The following is a 15,030-nucleotide window of genomic DNA, read 5'->3' on the forward strand; positions in this document are numbered from 1 at the left end:
GTGGCAGATGTCATCCGCGTGCCCAATGCGAAGATCGCATTGTCCACTGCTTCGGTATATCCGGAACGTACCCCCGACGCCTTCGAGCTGGCCGCCCGCCTCGGCTACGACGGTGTGGAGATCATGGTGGGGGCCGACCCCGTCAGCCAGGACATCGACGTCATCGAGCGGTTGTCGGACCACTACGAGATCCCCGTCCTCGCGATCCACGCGCCCTGCCTGCTGGTAACCCAGCGCGTGTGGGGCCGCGACCCGTGGGCCAAGCTGCTGAAGGCGCAGAAGGCCGCCGAGCGGCTCGGCGCGCGCACGGTCGTGGTCCACCCGCCGTTCCGCTGGCAGCGTGACTACGCCCGCGACTTCGAGAACGGCCTGGCGAGGATGCGCGACGAGACCGACGTGGTCTTCGCGGTGGAGAACATGTTCCCCCTCAAGGCGCGAGGCAACGACGTCGTGCCGTACTCCCCCGACTGGAATCCGATCGACTACGCCTTCCCCCAGGTCACCCTCGACCTGTCGCACACGGCGGTCTCGGGCTCCGACGCGATGGAGATGGCGGTGAAGCTCGGCGACCGGCTCGCGCACCTGCACCTGGCCGACGGCGTCGGCGTGCCGAACAAGGACGAGCACCTGGTCCCCGGCAGGGGCAACCAGCCGTGCGCGCAGGTCCTCGAACGGCTGGCCAACACCGGCTTCGACGGGCTGGTGGTGCTGGAGATCAACACGCGCAAGGCGTCCAGCCGTACGGAACGGATCGACGATCTGGCGGAGGCCCTGGCCTTCGCCAGGCTGCACCTCGCGGCGTCTAGATGAGCGGGCCGCGGGGGAAAGTCCTCTCATGAGTGTCACTGGCCCCTCCCGCGCGCTTGGCAGGGTGTTCGACCGGGTCGCCGACGCCTACGATGCGGGCCGTCCCGGCTATCCGGGTGAGCTGTTCGACGCGCTCACGGAGCTGTCCGGCGTCGCGCTGGCGGGTGCGACGGTGGTCGACGTCGGCGCGGGCACCGGCATCTCGGCGCGTGCCCTGCGGGATCGCGGTGCCCGCGTGGTGGCCGTCGACCCCGGCCGCGAGATGCTGGCGCGGCTGATGGCGCGCAACCACACGGACAGGCAACACGCGGACGGGCAACACACGGACGGGCAACACACGGCCGGGCACCACGCGGACGGGCACCACGCGGACGGGAATCACACGGACGGGAACCACGCGGACGGGCACCACGCGGACGGTGTCCATGCGGATGGTGACGGCGGGCAGGTGGCGCGGGGTGTCGTGGTGGCCGTGCAGGGGGACGGCAACGCCTTGCCCCTCAGGGACGGCGGCGCCGACCTGGTGACCTACGCCCAGTCGTGGCACTGGCTCGACCCCGACGTCTCGATCGCGGAGGCGCGGCGCGTGCTGCGCCCCGGCGGGAGGGTCGCCGCCTGGTGGAACACCACCGACGCCGCCAGTGCCGACTGGCTGGCCGCCTATGAGGTCCGCCTGGCGGAGGCGTGCGCCGCCTACTGGGGTCCGGCGCGACCCGAGTGGAACATGCCGAAGATCGCGGAGGCGCTGCCGGTCGAGGAGCGCTGGCTGCGCTGGACGCGCCGGGTCGCCGTCGACGCCTTCCTGCTCGACCTGCGCTCCCACTCCTACATGGCGACGATGCCCGCCGAGGCCGCCGACGAGCTGGTCGCCCTGCAGCGCGCCGAGCTGCTGCGGGTCTTCCCCGACGGCGTGCTCACCGTCCCGATGCGCGTCTACCTGGCGGTCGGCGGATGACGGTCAAGCGCCGGACGGGACGCAGGCCGGGCGCCTCGGACACGCGTGGCGACATCCTCACCGCGGCCAGGCAGGTGTTCGCCGAGAAGGGGTTCGACAAGGCGACCGTCCGCGGCATCGCCCGCGAAGCCGCGGTCGACCCCGCCCTCGTGCACCACTACTTCGCGACCAAGGAGGGCTTGTTCGTCGAGGCCATGCGGCTGCCCATCGATCCCGACGACGTGCTGGGCCGGTTGCTGGACGGCCCGCGCGAGGAGGTGGGCGAGCGGCTGGTCCGGCTGATCCTCACGGTCACGGCCGACGCGCAGGCCAGGGAGCCCGTGCTCGCGCTCATGCGGTCGGCCATGACCAACGAGCAGGTGGCGCTCATGATGCGGGAGTTCATCACCAACGCGCTGCTGTACCGGGTGGCCGATGGTCTGGGCATCTCGCACCTGCGGATGGAGGCCGCGTTCGCCCAGCTCATCGGGGTGGTGCTGGCGCGTCACGTGCTCAGGCTCGAGCCGGTGGCCTCGGCTGATCTCGAGGAGCTGGTGGAGCTGGTCGGTCCTGCCGTACAGCGCTATCTGGCCTCGTAGAGCATCGTTCTACTATGGTCGCGGTGCCGTACCGACCAAAAGTTACCCGTCGGTAGGATAGTGGGCAGCCAACGCAGTCTGTGGGAGGACACGTGCTCTGGGTCGCCATCATCGGGCTCGCGATGACCGTGGCAGCGGTCGCCGTCGCGGGCCGCCGGACACTGTTCCTGTTCAAGCTCGCCACGGTGGGCCCACCCGCGCCCGAGCGCGTCCAGTACGCCAAGGACAACGTGGGCACCGAGGTCAAGGCGCAGCTCGTCGAGGTCTTCGGGCAGAAGAAGCTGCTGAAGTGGACGCCTTCGGGTGTCGCGCACTTCTTCGTCATGTGGGCCTTCTTCATCCTGCTGACCGTCTACATCGAGGCCTACGGCGCGATCATCCAGGGCGCGATCACCGGCCGGCCTGACTTCCACATCCCGCTCATCGGGCAGTGGTCGGTGCTGGGCTTCCTGCAGGACTTCATCGCGGTGGCCTGCGTGCTCGGCCTGATCGCGTTCGCGGCGATCCGGATCAAGAACTCCCCGAAGACGCTGGGCCGCAAGTCGCGCTTCTCCGGCTCGCACCTCGGTGGCGCGTGGCTCGTGCTGTTCATGATCTTCAACATCATCTGGACGCTGTTCCTCGCCCGCGGCGCGGCGGCGGCCAACGGCAACCTCCCCTACGACGGTGGCGCGTTCGTGTCGCTGGCCCTGGGCGAGGTGCTGCCGGCCAGCTCCCTGCTCGAAGAGATCGCGCTGCTGCTGCACATCGGCTTCATGCTGGTGTTCCTCGTCATCGTGGTGAACTCCAAGCACCTCCACATCTTCACCGCGCCGCTGAACGTGCTGTTCTCGCGCCGGCCCGACGGGCTCGGCGGCGCGCCGGAGCTGCGCGTCGACGGCAAGCCCGTCGACTTCGAGGACGAGGACCTCGACCCCGAACGGCTGGGCCGCGGCAAGATCGGCGACACCACCTGGAAGGGCTTCCTCGACTTCTACTCCTGCACCGAGTGCGGCCGCTGCCAGTCGCAGTGTCCCGCGTGGAACACCGACAAGCCGCTGTCGCCGAAGATGCTCATCCTCGACCAGCGTGACCACGCCTTCAAGGTCGCGCCGTACCTGCTGCAGGGCGACACCAGCCACGCCGACACCGACGTGCTCGCGCTGCTGGAGAAGCCGCTGGTCGGCGAGGAAGGCGTCATCCACCCGGACGTGCTGTGGTCGTGCACCAACTGCGGCGCCTGCGTCGAGCAGTGCCCGGTCGACATCGAGCACATCGACCACATCCTCGACATGCGCCGCTACCAGGTGATGGTCGAGTCGTCGTTCCCGTCCGAGGCGGGCGTGATGGTGAAGAACCTGGAGAACAAGGGCAACCCGTGGGGCATGTCCGAGATGAAGCGGGCCGACTGGATCGCGGAGCTCGACTTCGAGGTCACGCTCATCGACGAGAAGATGCCCGAGGACACCGAGTACCTGTTCTGGGTCGGCTGCGCGGGCGCCCTGGAGGACCGGGCGAAGAAGACCACGAAGGCCGTCGCCGAGCTGCTCCACATCGCGGGCGTGAAGTTCGCGGTGCTCGGCCCCGCCGAGGCGTGCACCGGTGACCCGGCCCGCCGCCTGGGCATGGAGTTCCTGTTCAACATGCTCGCCCAGCAGAACATCGAGACGCTGAACGAGGCGGGCGTCAAGAAGATCGTCGCGACCTGCCCCCACTGCTTCAACACCCTCGCCAACGAGTACCCGCAGCTCGGCGGCACCTACGAGGTCGTGCATCACACCCAGCTGCTGGCCAAGCTCGTGGACGAGGGCAAGCTCACCCCGATCACCCCGATCGAGGAGAAGATCACCTACCACGACCCGTGCTTCCTCGGCCGCCACAACAAGGTCTACAGCCAGCCGCGCGACATCATGTCGAAGGTCCCCGGCGTGCAGACCCAGGAGATGCACCGGCACAAGGACAGGGGCTTCTGCTGCGGAGCCGGTGGCGCCCGCATGTGGATGGAAGAGCGCATCGGCAAGCGCATCAACACCGAGCGGGTGGACGAGGCGCTGACCACGAACCCGGACACCGTCTCCACCGCCTGCCCGTTCTGCATGGTGATGCTCGGCGACGCGATCAACGAGAAGAAGAACAACGGCGAGGCCAAGGAGACGCTCGAAGTCGTGGACGTGGCCCAGTTGCTGATCAAGTCAGTCAAGGGCTGAGTCGGAAGTCCGCAACACCCTGTGTTGCGGACTTTCCCATGTCAGACGCGCGACGAAGCCGAAAACCTTTCTCCACATAACGGGAAAATCACGGTAACCTCAACGTCGCATGGCTTCATTCGACGGGGAGGGGGCTGCTGATGCGCGTCGTCGTGACGGACGCGGAAGTCACCCTGGCTGACGTGCTCTCCCTGCGACTCGCCATCGAAGGGCCGCTGGACCCGGGCACCAAGCTGGTGCTGCGCCACCGCGCGACAGGCGTGGAACGGGAGGTCGCGCTCGCCACGACGGCGGTGCGGGCGCGTGACGCCACGCTCGCGGTCTCCCTCGCGCCGCTGACCCTGGGGGCCGGCCGCTGGGACACCTACCTGCGGCAGGAGGACGGCAGGAGCCGCATCAGGAGCGTCGACCCCGGCTTCTCCCTCGACCATCTCGACACCTACGCGCTGTCGAAGCGGACCGTCGCCTACCGGGCCTACCGCACCAGGAACGGCTACCTCGCGCTCAGGGTCTCCGACGCCGAGCCGGCCGCGGAGGTGCGGGCGGTCTGGTTCAGGGAGGGCCGGTTCGAGGTGACGGGCCTGCTGGCCTACACGGGGCTCGACGACGACGACTCCAGGCACGAGGCCAGGATCGCCCTGCGCCGCAGGCAGCCCGCCCCGGTCAAGGACCCTCCCGGGGACGGGAAGGACGCCGCGACCGTGGCCGCCGCCGCGACCGTGCAGGGGGTGCGCTTCCACGCCGCCGTCTCGCTGGTCGACGTGGTCGCCGCCGACCCCGAGGGCGTGGGGACGTGGGAACCGTCGCTGGAGGTGGAAGGCGTTCCCCGCCCGCTGCGGCTGGCCTCCCGGCTCGACGACGTGGACGGCAAGCGCGGCCGCCTCCACTACCCGGCGATGCGCGTGGACGGCGTGCCCGTCCGGCCCTGCTACACCGCCGACGACGAGCTGCGGATCGAGGTGGGCGTGTGAAGGTCAGCTTCGTGCTCCCCTCCGCGTACGGCATGCGCGGCGACGTCCGCTCCACCCTCAACCTGGCCTCCGACCTGGCCGAGCGGCACGAGGTCGAGGTGATCAGCGTCAGGCGGCAGAAGGAGAAGCCGTTCTTCGCCGTCAGCGGCAAGGTGCGGATGCGCACGCTCGTCGACGCCAGGCCGGGTGCCAGGCATCTGCTGCCGCGCGGTCAGATGCGCACGGAGGTGGCGCTGTGGCGGTTGCTTCGCACGCTCAAGAGTGACGTTCTGGTCACCACCCGGCCACCGATCAGTGTCCAGGCGGCCAGATACGCGCCGAAGGAGACGCTCAAGATCGCGCGGGAGTGGGGGCGGCCTGCCGTACCGGGGCCGGTGCAGCGGTTCTACCCGCGGCTCGACGCGGTGGTGACGGCCACGGACAGCGGGCGGGCGGACTGGGAGCGGCTGCTGGGCGCCGCCCCCGCCGTCCTCACGGTGCCCGACGCGCTGCCCGGCGGGCTGTGGCCGCGGTCCAGGATGGACAACAGGATCGTGGCCACCGGCGGGCGCTGGGTCGCCACCCGCGCCTACGACCGGCTGATCAGGGCGTTCGCGATCGTGGCCGACAAGCGGCCCGACTGGCGGCTGCGGCTGTACGGCGGCGGCCCGGAGGAACGCCGGCTGCGTGACCTGGTGCGCGACCTCGACCTGCACAACCACGTCTACTTCATGGGGACGACGCCCGACCTGGCGGGGGAGTTCGCCAAGGCGTCCATCGTGGCCACCACCTCGCGGGCCGAGACGCTCGGGATGGCGGTCCTGGAGGCGATGGGCTGCGGCGTGCCGGTCGTCGGCTTCGACGGCGCCCGCGGCCCGGCCGAGTACATCATCACCGGCTACAACGGCGTCCTCGTGCCCGACGGCGAGATCGAGATGTACGCAGCGGCGCTGCTCACGCTGATCGACGACGACCGCAGGCGCAGGTCGCTCGCCGCGGGAGCGCTCGACACCGCCTCCCGGCACTCGGCGGACGCGGTCGCGACGCTCTGGGAAGAGCTGATCGCCGAACTGCGCTGACTGGGTACCTTTGATGCATGCATGGGTACAGCGGAGACAAGCAGGCCTATCTGACCCGCCTGCGGCGTATCGAGGGTCAGATCCGGGGCCTGCAGCGCATGGTGGAGGACGACGCCTACTGCATCGACATCCTCACCCAGGTCTCGGCGGCCACGCGGGCGCTTCAGGCGGTGGCGCTCGGGCTGCTGGAGGAGCACATCTCCCATTGCGTGACCGACGCGATCAACACCGGCGGGCCGGAGGCGGAGGCGAAGGTCAAGGAGGCGTCCGCGGCGATCGCGCGGCTCGTTCGTTCGTGACTAGTCATTCCGGGCTTCGGTGAACCATCCGAAAAACCGTGTCCCGGACCCCGCGGGAGTCCGGGACTAGGTCAATGTGATGGTCTTCAGCGGCTCGCCGAAGTCCGCAATCCGAGCGCGTCGTCGAGCTCATCCAAGGTGAGCCGCCGTTCACTGATGGCTACGGCGGACAGAACCTCGGCGTAGAGCGCAATCTCGTCCAACGCGACACGGTCGTGAACCCGAGAGTCCAGGTCGTCGTGCCCCACCGCGTCGTCCTTCCTTCCGCAGCCCACACCCTCTTCGAGGTTACGGCGGAGGCTCTTCTGGCGACATGGCCCATCGGGGTCATTCCTTGCGGCGCCATCCTGCCCCCACAAGGATCATTTCCCGAAACCGAGATCACAATTCGGCGAATACCGTTCCAAGAGTGATATTTACCGAGTAAGGGTGAAATAGCGAGATTAGTGGTTTAGATGGGGATCGTCGCGCTCATGGATCAACCTGTGCACGATCGCGGCGGCCCCGGGGAAACCGCGCTCGGGCACCGGCGTACGGGTCAGCCGGCACCACGCCAGCCCCGCCGCGTAGGCGGCGCCCAGCACCGCGGCCGCGCCGTCCCTGGTCGGCGGTACGGCGTCGAGCCAGCGGGGGCCCACCTCGAACCCGTCGGGCTCGGTCTGCTCGCCGCGCGGCGCGGCCAACTGGACGCGGAGCGCGTGGCGCAGGCGATGATCCAGCCAGGCGACCACGGTCGGCAGGCCCTCGGGGGCGTCGGCGTGGTCGGCGGCGAGCAGGGCGGCGGCCGTCCGGTGCGGATCTGACGAGAAGGCCACGGCCTCCAGGAGGTCGCCGACCGTGTGGCGGAAGTGCTCGCCCGGGTCGGTCTCGGCCAGGACGGCACGCGCCAGGTGCTCGGGCACCCTGGACAGCCAGGCCCGCCGCAGGGCCTTGTCGGCGGCGGCCCCGTTCCGGGTCGCCGCCTCGGCTGCGGCCCCGCCCACGCCGCCCTGAGCGCCGCCCACGCCGCCCTGAGAGGCCCCGCTCGGTGTCCGGGAGCCGGCTGTGGCGCTGGCTTCCCGCCAGGGGCCGGTTTCTCGCCAGGGGCCGGTCGCGGCGCCGGCTCCACTCCAGGAGCCGGTGGTGGGGCCGGATCCATGGTCTGCGCCGCCCGTCCCGCCGTGGGAGCCGGTTTCGCGCGAGGGGCCGGTTTCGCGCGAGGGGCCGGTCATGGCGCCCGTTTCGATCCACGCGCCTGTCGCGGGGCCGGTTCCGTGCGCTGGGCCGGTCGTCCCGCTCTGGGAGCCGGCTGTGGGTCCGGCTGTGGGGCCAGCTGTGGGGCCGGCGTCCCGCCAGGGGCCCGTTGTGACGCCCGTTTCGATCCAGGGACCGGTCGTGGTGTCCGGGTCGCGCCAGGAGCCTGTCCGGCCGCTCGGATCGCCCCAGGAGCCAGGTGCGGCCCCTTCCGTGGTCGTGGGCGGCGGCTGGTGGAGGCCGGAGGGCACGGCGCCCTGGTAGCCGGGCGCGCTCCCGCCCGCGGTGGAGCGCCAGGCGGCCGGGGGCGGGCCGCCCGTGCCATGGCCCGCGGCGTGCGGGAAGCCGCCGGTGGTCCCGACGGGAGGCGGTGGTGGGAAGGCGCCGGTGGTCCCGACGGGAGGCGGTGGAGGGAACGACCCGGTGGCGGGCCCGTACGGCGCGGCGGCCCCGTGCGACCCGCCTGGCCCGTGAGATGCGCCTGGCCCGTAGGGCGCGGCGGCCCCGTGAGGCTCGCCTGGCCCGTGAGGCCCGCCTGGCCCGTACGGCGGGGCGGGGGTCGGGCGGGGCAGGGGGCCCGTGGCCGTCTGGTGGTCCAGGGAGGGGTTGCGCAGCGCCGGCTCCAGCATCGCGATGAGCGCCTCGGCCCGGGGACGGAAGCGCGCGTCGGCGCGCAGGATCCCCGCCGTGTCGGCCATGAGGGCGGCCAGGCGCAACGCCGATCGGGGCGCGCCGGCGCGGACGCGCTCGCCGTACAGGGTGACGAGGGACTTCAGTGGCGGGGACGGCAGCCAGCGCACCCACTCGTCGCCCGGCAGCGGGCGGCCCAGGTACTCGCCGAACACCGAGAGGAGCTGCTCGTTGCCGTCGAAGGCGGGCGCGTAGGCGCACCACATGATCGCCGCCCAGATCGCCGCCACGGTGCTCGGCACGTCGCTCGCGAAGACGTCGCGGAAGGAGGTCAGCGGGTAGTCGTCGACCGAGCGCCTGCCGTTCGCCCTGACCAGCGCGCGGATCTCCGCGGTGAGCGCCGGCGGCACGTCGGGGCCGACGAAGGCCTGGCTGGACCAGCGTCCGGCGGCGAAGTCGGGGCCGGTGGGCACCAGGTGCGGCAGCAGGACGCCGGTGTGGCGATCGAGGCGGGCGGGGCTGTTGCGCGGCGGCGCCGACAGGTGCCAGCGGCCGTCGCCTGGGTCCTGGAGGTACCAGCGGGCGTGCGCGCCGAAGATCCACCTGCCGCCGTCGGGTGTGGCCAGGGCTCGGGATGCGATGGCGTTGGCCCTGGTCGGGAGGGGGAGTGTCGCCCAGCGCGCGTCTGAGACCATGGCGCGGACGTCCGCCTCGATGGCCGTGAACCGCATGGCGGCATCGTAGCCCGACGCCGCGACGCGCAAGAATGTCCCATTATGAGAGCCAAGATCGCGGTGTCCCTGCTTGCCGCCTGTGCCCTGGCCGGGTGCGGCACGGCGGCGTCGAGCCGGCCTCCCGCGCCGAAGGCGCTCACCGCGGCCGACGTGCGCGCCCCGGACCCAGGCGGCGAGGTGGGCTCGGCCTCCAGCGAGTTCTCCAGCGCCGCCGAGCTCGCCGTCTGGAGCCAGCTGAGCGACACCCAGGGCGACCCGGACCGGCTCGCCAAGCTCGACGTGGACGGCACCGCGAAGGGTGCCCTCTACCTGGAGCCCACGACCTCCACCTGGTTCGACGCCTTCCGCGGCCCGTTCGTCTACCAGGAGCTGGCCGGCGACATCGTCCTGCACACCAGGCTCAAGGTCGAGGGCAGGAAGGGCGGCACGCCCCGGCGCAAGTTCTCCCTCGGCGGCGCGATGCTGCGCGTGCCGCGGTCCAACGACAAGCCGAACTGGATCTCGGTCACCACCGGCACGGGGGACAAGGCCGAAGGGGTGGAGTTGAAGGAGACCGTGGACGGCGCCTCCAAGCCGAAGGAGGTGCGGGTCGGCGCCGGCTGGACGGAGCTGATCCTCGCCAGGACGGGCGCCGTCGTGTCCGCGCTGTACAAGGAGGACGGCGGCACGTGGAAGGTCGGACAGCGATGGCTGCGGCCCGACCTGCCGAAGGTGCTGGAGTGGGGCGTGACCGGCTACACCGACTGGGACGGCTACGGCGCGCTGAAGAAGGACGCCGCCAAGGCCAACGCCACCAGGACGATCAAGGGCAGGCCTGACCTCAGGATGACCGTCGACTACGTGCGCTTCCTGCGGCCCGCCACGCCGGAGGCGGACCTGATGAAGGCCCCTGACGACGTGCTGATCAAACTGCTGAAGCCCGCCGGTGCCTGAGCGCCTTGGCCATGTACCGGTCGGGGGTCTGCGCGAAGCTCGCCCTGTCGTCGTCGGTGAGCTCGCGGACCACCCTGCCGGGCACGCCCGCCACGAGCACGCCTGAGGGGATCTTCTTGCCGGGGCCGACCAGCGCGCCGGCCGCGACCAGGCTGCCCGCCCCGATCCGGGCGCCGCCGAGCACGATCGCGCCGATGCCGATCAGCGCGCCGGTCTCGACGTGGGCGCCGTGGACCATGGCCTTGTGGCCGAGGCTCACGCGTGGTTCGAGTACGGCGGGCTCGCCGGGGTCGGCGTGCAGGCAGCACAGGTCCTGAACGTTGCACTCCTCGCCGACCTCGATGCGCTCGTCGTCGCCGCGCAGGATCGAGCCGTACCAGATGTTGGCTCCACGGCTTACTGTGACATTCCCGACGACGACCACGCCCGGCGCGATATATGCGTCTGGGTGAATGTCAGGAATTGCACCGTCATCCAGGGCTGCGATGTACATCTTGACCATCGTAGTGGCCGCGTCCTGAGAGGATCGTGCCTGGCCGGCTCGGCGGCATCTGAGCAGGCGCACAGCGCGCGTTTCCCATCAGGATTCTCCGGGCAGGTATGGCGTTCGGGTTGCGGACTTGGGCAGATGGCAGGAAAGTCGTCTCCTGACACGTCGTTGTCGGACCCTCACAAACCGCAAGCTCCCCACCTAGGTACTCCTCATGACAAACCAGCACGAGAGCTTTCCCGACCTGATGCAGGAAGACGTCTTCGAAACCGTCATGCGCGGCTACAGCCGCCGTCAGGTGAACGACTATGTGATCCGCTCCCGCAACCAGATCAGGGATCTGGAGGAGCGGCTGGCACGAGCGATCGACCAGGCGGAGCAGGGCCGTGCCGAGCTCGCCGAGGCCAGACGCCGGATGGTCGAGGCGCCGCAGAGCTACGACGACCTCAGCCCGCGGCTCGCCCAGATCCTCAAGCTGGGCGAGGAGGAGGCGGCCGCCAAGCGGGAGGACGCCGAGTCCGAGGCCAGAAGGGTGCGCGAGACGGCCACCATGGAAGCCGAGCGGATGGTCTCCTCGGCGCGTGAGACCGCCGACAACATCCTGACCAGCGCGCAGGCCGAGGCCGAGCGCCGGGTGGGCGAGGCGACCGGTGCGGCCGAGCGCATGCTGGCCCAGGCGGGCGCGGACGCGGAGGAGACGTTGACCACCTCGCGGGCCGAGGCGGAAGAGGCGGTGCGCGTGGCCCACGCCGAGGCCGACAGGATGCTCACGGCGGCCAGGGCGGAGGCGGAGCAGACCGTCGAGGGCGCGCGGCAGGAGGCCGAGTCCACGGTGACGGCGGCGCGGGCCGAGGCCGAGGCGACGCTGGCCGCCGCCCAGGGTCAGGCGCAGGCCGCGCTCTCCGCCGCCGAGCAGCGCGTCAACGCGCTCGACGAGCACGCGGGACGGCGGGTCACCTACCTCACCGACACCCACGGCGAGGTGGTCAGGCGCCTCAACGAGATCACCTCGGTGCTCGGCGACCTGATGCGCAGGGAGAACGCGGCGGGGCCGCTGATCCCGATGCTGGAGCCCGCCGTCGAGCCGGTGGTCGAGCCCGCGGCCGAGGAGGTCGACGAGGTGCGGGTGATCGTCGAGGACGAGCCGGCCGACGCGGTGGAGGAACAGCCCCAGGTCGCTCCGGTCTCCGAGGACACCGACGTCAACCTGGGCACGCTGGCGCACAAGTAGCGGCGCGCGCCGGCTCACGTCCCGCTGGGCGGGCGGGGCCGGGAGAGAAAGCCGGGGCGGAAGCCCCCGCCCCCGATAGGGTCGGAGACTTCCGCGCCTGGGGGCCCGGTGCCGGAGCCGCCGAGACGCTGAACCCGGCACCGGGCTGCTCGTGGCCTCGGGACGAGGCCGGGGCGCGTGCCGTGGATCCCCCGCCTAGAACGATCCACAGCACGCGCGCTAAGGGGCGGGCCCTGCCCGCCTCTCCTGATCCCTCAACTGTTCGCGGAGGCCCTCAGGGTCGTCGGCGTCGATGGTCATGGCACATCCCGCATCGCGCTGCTCCGCGCTCAGCGGGTGGTGCCGGGTGGCCCACCAGCGGCCCGCGTCGCTCCGCCAGATGGTCCAGTGGGGGTACTCCAGGGCGATCTCGGCGAGATCCCGGTCAAAGGACATCTGGTCACCCTTTCCGGGTCCCCACTTCCGCTTCCTCTTAGAAGGTGCGCCACATCTCTAGAGAAATCAATGATCGCAGGGGACAGGTCAACCTATCGCTTGACAAATCAGCTTGACCTACGCGTCGAAGTCGTACTGGAGTACGTAGGACGCGGAGTCAAGGACCATCTCGTTGTATTCGACGGGCAGACCACCCGCGGTGTAGGCGGTCCTGGAGATCACGATCACCGGAGTGCCCGCGGGCAGTTCCAGCAGGCCCGCCTCCCCGGGCTGCGGCATGCGGGCGCGCACCTCCTCGGTGAAGTGCGCGGGTGGCAGGCCGAGGTCGCGCAGCCGGGCGTAGACGCCGCCGGGCCCGGTGTCCGGCAACGTGATGGCGCTGCCCTCCACCAGGTCGGCCGGAAAGTAGGACGTGGCCAGTTGGACGGGCCGGGCGTCGACCGAGTACCGGCGGCGCCTGATCCACACCTCGGTGCTGTCGAGGACGCCGGCGGTCGCCTCGTCGGCGCGCCCGCGGGCCACCTCCACCGCGTCCACGGTGAAGGGGCGGCCGCGGGTGTCGGCGTCCCAGATGGCCCGTCCCTGACCCCACTGCTCGCGGGACAGGCGTCGTGATCCGTGCCTGCGGATCGGCTTGAACTGTCGGACGTAGACCCCAGAACCTCGCTTCGGCACTGCCAGCCCTTCATTGATCAGCACGGCCAGCGCCTGGCGGGCGGTGGCGCGAGCGATTCCGTGTTCTGCCATGAGCGCGTTCTCGCCCGGTAGTCGCTCCCCGTCACGCAGTTCGCCGGACAGGATCCTGGCGCGCAGGCCGTCGGCGATCCGTCGATAGATCGGGGGCTCCTGAGGTACCGGGGATTCAGACACGTTTGATCACCCTCTGTCACCAACCAGGTTTGGCGTCTCCAGAGAACTTGCCCCGCCTTGTCCACGATCGCACAGATACGCAGGATGGTCCCGAGCTTCTTTTGAGTGGATCGTGCCCGTGTGGTGACCGTCGCGAGTTTTCGCGGGCCGTTACTGTGGAACGGTCCTGGCCACTATCTGGACCCCCACCAGCGGCGAGTAATCAGCGCGGCAAGAATCGCCCCCACCGTGTTGATCAAGACGTCGTCGATCGAGGAGTAGCGGCCGAGGCGCAGGCCGTACTGCAGCAGTTCGACGGTCGTGGAGGCGGCCGCCGCCACGGCGGCCACGCGGGCCAGGCTCGCGAAGCGGGTCGACCGGACCGGAAGCAGCGCACCCAGGCAGGCGAAGACCAGCAGGTTGCCGCCGACCTGCACGAACACGGTCGCGGGAGGCGCGGAGGCGATCCAGGTCAGGTCGGCGAACGGCACGAGATTGACGCCGCTCCGACCGCCTGCCGGGGTGAGGATCATCCAGATCCAGGGGGCCGTGCCCGCGACGATGCCGACGTCGGCGACGGCGGTGCGGGCCGGAGCGGGGTGCCCGCGCCTGCGGCGCGCCCGGGTGAGCGCCAGCGCCGCCAGGACGGCCAGCGGAACCCCCAACAGCCCCGCGATGATGACATGTCCCCACAAATCCCAGGTTTGGCCCACGGGGCAATAATGCAGGTACGGAAAAGTGTCCGAAAGGGCAGCCAAATATCGGCGGGTGTGGGACAAGTTCCGGGCCCGCCGGCGCCGGAACGCCGGCCACGGTCGGTGACCGGACGCGCCGGCTAGATCGCCCGGGTGAGCGCCCTGGACACACCCAGTGCGGCCGTCTTGACCGCTGGCGCCAGCCGGGTGGGATGGAAACGGGCCAGCGGCACCGACACCGACAGCGCCGCCACCGCGGCGCCCGCGCGGAAGACCGGCGCCGCGATGCAGGCGCCGCCGAGCTGCGCCTCCTCCCGCTCGTAGGCCAGGCCCGCCGCCTGGATCTGCCCGAGGGCCTCCTCCAGCCGCTTGGGGTCCACGATCGAGTGCGGGGTGAGCCTGCGCAGCGGTCGCCCGAGGACCTCCTCGATGAACGCGGGGCCCGAGTAGGCCAGCAGCGCCTTGCCGACCCCGGTGCAGGTGAGCGGCAGCCGTCCGCCCACCCGCGAGGGCAGCGAGAACGACTCGTGGCCGCGGATCTTCTCGACGTAGACCACGTCGAAGCCGTCGCGCACGCCCAGGTGGATCGTCTCGCGGGTGGCCTCGTAGAGGTCGTGCATGAACGGCAGGGCGGCGTGGCGCAGGTCGCGTTCGAGAGGGACGATGCTACCGAGCTCGAACAACCGGCGGCCGAGGTAGTACCCGTCCTCCCTGCGTGCGACGGCGCCGATCTCGGTCAGCTCGGTGAGCAGCCGGAAGGCGGTGGTCTTGGGGAGGTGGCAGTGCTGGGCGACGTCCATCAGCCGGAGCGGGCCGCCGCTCGGCCGGAACGCGTCCAGGACGAGCCATGACTTCTCCAGCATCGACAGCCGGTCGGAGTTCCGTGTCACGGAACGCATTCTTGTCCGAAACCGCCGGGAAGTTCTATACCCCTTGGTGGAGGGAT

The 15,030-nt window shown here is 70.7% G+C and carries 16 protein-coding genes; 9 read left to right on the top strand and 7 right to left on the bottom strand.

The genetic code is table 11. The features are described 5' to 3' along the window. The 7 genes from ACWENQ_RS09310 (at position 1) to ACWENQ_RS09340 (ending at position 6,854) form a co-directional block, all read left to right on the top strand. Entirely contained in the window at positions 1-810 is an 810-nt protein-coding gene (locus ACWENQ_RS09310) for a sugar phosphate isomerase/epimerase family protein (protein WP_449921955.1), read from the top strand. A gap of 25 nt (positions 811-835) precedes the next feature. Next, on the top strand, positions 836-1,762 hold the full coding sequence (locus ACWENQ_RS09315; protein WP_452413524.1) for a class I SAM-dependent methyltransferase: 927 nt from the start codon (positions 836-838) through the stop codon (positions 1,760-1,762). Then, positions 1,759-2,340: a TetR/AcrR family transcriptional regulator gene (locus tag ACWENQ_RS09320; protein WP_452413525.1), complete on the top strand. Its 582-nt coding sequence runs from the start codon at positions 1,759-1,761 to the stop codon at positions 2,338-2,340. Before ACWENQ_RS09315 ends, ACWENQ_RS09320 begins: the two co-directional genes overlap by 4 nt. A gap of 92 nt (positions 2,341-2,432) precedes the next feature. Then, positions 2,433-4,526: a (Fe-S)-binding protein gene (locus ACWENQ_RS09325; protein WP_452413526.1), complete on the top strand. Its 2,094-nt coding sequence runs from the start codon at positions 2,433-2,435 to the stop codon at positions 4,524-4,526. A 140-nt stretch (positions 4,527-4,666) separates the two neighbouring features. Continuing rightward, positions 4,667-5,497 carry a hypothetical protein gene (locus ACWENQ_RS09330; RefSeq protein ID WP_449921949.1) on the top strand — a complete coding sequence of 277 codons (831 nt, stop codon included), beginning with the start codon at positions 4,667-4,669 and terminating at the stop codon, positions 5,495-5,497. Then, positions 5,494-6,555: a glycosyltransferase gene (locus ACWENQ_RS09335; protein ID WP_354909444.1), complete on the top strand. Its 1,062-nt coding sequence runs from the start codon at positions 5,494-5,496 to the stop codon at positions 6,553-6,555. Before ACWENQ_RS09330 ends, ACWENQ_RS09335 begins: the two co-directional genes overlap by 4 nt. Before the next feature lie 17 nt (positions 6,556-6,572). Further along, entirely contained in the window at positions 6,573-6,854 is a 282-nt protein-coding gene (locus tag ACWENQ_RS09340; protein WP_183653791.1) for a metal-sensitive transcriptional regulator, read from the top strand. Positions 6,855-6,940: 86 nt separating this feature from the next. Here the strand turns inward: ACWENQ_RS09340 and ACWENQ_RS09345 are convergent, their stop codons facing one another. Both ACWENQ_RS09345 and ACWENQ_RS09350 read right to left on the bottom strand, forming a co-directional pair. Beyond that, complete coding sequence (locus tag ACWENQ_RS09345; protein ID WP_354909446.1) at positions 6,941-7,102, bottom strand: hypothetical protein; 162 nt, start codon at positions 7,100-7,102, stop codon at positions 6,941-6,943. A 195-nt stretch (positions 7,103-7,297) separates the two neighbouring features. Beyond that, on the bottom strand, positions 7,298-9,448 hold the full coding sequence (locus tag ACWENQ_RS09350; protein ID WP_452413528.1) for a hypothetical protein: 2,151 nt from the start codon (positions 9,446-9,448) through the stop codon (positions 7,298-7,300). Positions 9,449-9,493: 45 nt separating this feature from the next. Between ACWENQ_RS09350 and ACWENQ_RS09355 the strand changes: the two genes are divergently transcribed. Next, positions 9,494-10,384 (top strand): hypothetical protein, encoded by an 891-nt coding sequence (locus ACWENQ_RS09355; RefSeq protein ID WP_449921943.1) that lies wholly within the window; start codon positions 9,494-9,496, stop codon positions 10,382-10,384. On the opposite strand, the gene ACWENQ_RS09360 is transcribed toward ACWENQ_RS09355, so the two are convergent. Further along, complete coding sequence (locus ACWENQ_RS09360; RefSeq protein WP_452413530.1) at positions 10,356-10,877, bottom strand: gamma carbonic anhydrase family protein; 522 nt, start codon at positions 10,875-10,877, stop codon at positions 10,356-10,358. The genes ACWENQ_RS09355 and ACWENQ_RS09360 overlap by 29 nt on opposite strands. A gap of 211 nt (positions 10,878-11,088) precedes the next feature. Here ACWENQ_RS09360 and ACWENQ_RS09365 point away from each other — a divergent pair, with 211 nt between their 5' ends. Then, positions 11,089-12,105: a hypothetical protein gene (locus ACWENQ_RS09365; RefSeq protein WP_452413531.1), complete on the top strand. Its 1,017-nt coding sequence runs from the start codon at positions 11,089-11,091 to the stop codon at positions 12,103-12,105. Positions 12,106-12,324: 219 nt separating this feature from the next. On the opposite strand, the gene ACWENQ_RS09370 is transcribed toward ACWENQ_RS09365, so the two are convergent. The 4 genes from ACWENQ_RS09370 to ACWENQ_RS09385 all read right to left on the bottom strand — a co-directional run bounded on the left by ACWENQ_RS09370 (position 12,325) and on the right by ACWENQ_RS09385 (position 14,983). Next, positions 12,325-12,540, bottom strand: coding sequence for a hypothetical protein (locus tag ACWENQ_RS09370; protein ID WP_452413533.1), 216 nt, complete (start codon positions 12,538-12,540; stop codon positions 12,325-12,327). Positions 12,541-12,657: 117 nt separating this feature from the next. Then, a complete protein-coding gene (locus tag ACWENQ_RS09375; protein ID WP_354909459.1) occupies positions 12,658-13,410 on the bottom strand; it encodes a GntR family transcriptional regulator in 753 nt (250 codons plus the stop codon). Positions 13,411-13,583: 173 nt separating this feature from the next. Continuing rightward, entirely contained in the window at positions 13,584-14,102 is a 519-nt protein-coding gene (locus ACWENQ_RS09380; RefSeq protein WP_452413535.1) for a VanZ family protein, read from the bottom strand. A 122-nt stretch (positions 14,103-14,224) separates the two neighbouring features. Beyond that, a complete protein-coding gene (locus tag ACWENQ_RS09385) occupies positions 14,225-14,983 on the bottom strand; it encodes an IclR family transcriptional regulator (RefSeq protein WP_449921939.1) in 759 nt (252 codons plus the stop codon). Positions 14,984-15,030 lie beyond the last annotated feature (47 nt).

The sequence above is a fragment of the Nonomuraea sp. NPDC004354 genome (genome assembly GCF_053602555.1).